The 665-nt window shown below is 45.4% G+C and carries 1 protein-coding gene; it reads right to left on the bottom strand.

Going from position 1 to position 665, the window contains the following annotated elements; translation table 11 throughout:
- Positions 1-636 (bottom strand): DNA-3-methyladenine glycosylase I (locus A3762_RS19955; RefSeq protein ID WP_068757286.1); only part of this gene is annotated, 636 nt, incomplete at its 3' end.
- Positions 637-665: the final 29 nt, after the last annotated feature.

Below are 665 nucleotides of genomic sequence, written 5' to 3'. Positions count from 1 at the left end.
GTGCCATTCATTAAACGTTGCTTGTATTAGTTTTAGTTCTCTCAGAGAGCTCGGTTCACTTTTAATATCAAGCCCAGCGCTTTGCAATGTTAATACAACATCTCGTGAGAGGATAAAGGTGTCGCGCCCCATCATGCGAAGAAAATATTGTCCTGTATTCCCGCCTAGTCGCGAACCACGCTTTTTAAGCAGCTGCATCAGGCCAACTTGATCATCGGATGGCCAATGCGCGATTAATGAAGCGATACCTTTGTCTGTAAATCGCAGGTCGTACAAGAAAGATACATTGTCGCGCAGCGCTTTGATTTTTTGGCCGCTGCGCACAACACGCGAATCATCAAGATAGGCTTCCCATTGCTCATCTGAAAGTAGGGCCAAGGTGTCGACTTTAAAACCAAAGAATGCTTCTTCAAACTCCGACCATTTGCGATCAATGACCCTCCAACTGAAACCCGCGCGATTCACGCATTTTGTCATGGCTGCGAGATAACGATCTTCTGGAATCTGCTCTAGCTCACTGCTTGAGAAGTGCGTACTTAAAAGGTTTGCTAAGGCTGATTTTCCGCCTTTTCGTTCGATCGCTCTTTCTAGAATTGTGCTAAAAGCAGTGAGGTCAGTAGGGAGTGTTACAGCCATAATTATTCTTATTGCCAGACAAAACCGTG

It is taken from the genome of Oleiphilus sp. HI0125 (assembly GCF_001635355.1).
The sequence above is the reverse complement of the archived record's forward strand: the minus strand, read 5'-3'. Positions and strand labels throughout refer to the sequence as shown.